This window comes from Sporosarcina sp. BP05, assembly GCF_014282005.1.
Taxonomy (GTDB): Bacteria; Bacillota; Bacilli; order Bacillales_A; family Planococcaceae; genus Sporosarcina.
The window spans coordinates 1-821 of record NZ_JACFTD010000073.1; the positions used below are offsets into that span (position 1 = coordinate 1).

At 37.4% G+C, this 821-nt stretch carries 1 protein-coding gene; it reads right to left on the reverse strand.

Annotated features, from left to right (window positions below; all coding sequences use genetic code 11):
- Positions 1 to 821 (reverse strand): reverse transcriptase domain-containing protein (locus H2672_RS19145; protein ID WP_255485934.1); only part of this gene is annotated, 821 nt, incomplete at both ends.

Below are 821 nucleotides of genomic sequence, written 5' to 3' on the forward strand. Positions count from 1 at the left end.
AATCATCTGCATAGCGAACAATATAACCTTCTTTTAAGTGTGTACGCTTCTTTGCAAGACGTTCACCTTCTCTAGTCTTGAGTGATTTATGGAGAGGGAATAGCTCCCATTGGTCGGCTACCCATTGGTCCAAATCATTCAGTACAACATTAGACAATAACGGTGAAAGTAGACCACCCTGTGGAGAGCCTTTTGTCTGAATACCTTCTCCATCCACTTCAGCTTTCAGCATTTTTGAAATACAGGCTAAAACTTTCTTATCTTGAATACCTAAATTCCATAGTTGCTTAATAAGCAGAGTGTGATTGATATTGTCAAAGAATCCTTTGATATCAATGTCTACCACATAATGCAGTTTTGATTGATTGACTAGATATTGAACTCTTGCCATCGCATGATGCGTAGACCGCAAAGGTCTAAATCCATAGTTATGATTATAAAAGTGGGCTTCCGCAATTGGCTCTAATACTTGTTTAAAGCATTGTTGGATGATTCTGTCGAGGATGCATGGAATACCTAATGGTCGCATTTTACCATTATCTTTTTCAATAAGTTTACGCCTAACTTTCTTTGGGCGATAATTTTTGAGCTGTCTTTGTATTTCTTCTACTAATTCATCCTCAGTTCGTTTCTCTATATCTAAGATGGTTTTACCATCTGTTCCAGGGGTCTTCGACCCTTTATTTGACTTAATCTTTCGATACGCTAATAAAATGTTATTCCGCGACGCGATGATGTCGTATAGTAAATGGAATGTTTCTTTATTTTTAGCTCGTTGATGTAAGTCAGTAAAGGTGTCTGTCATCCCATAATAATCCCAA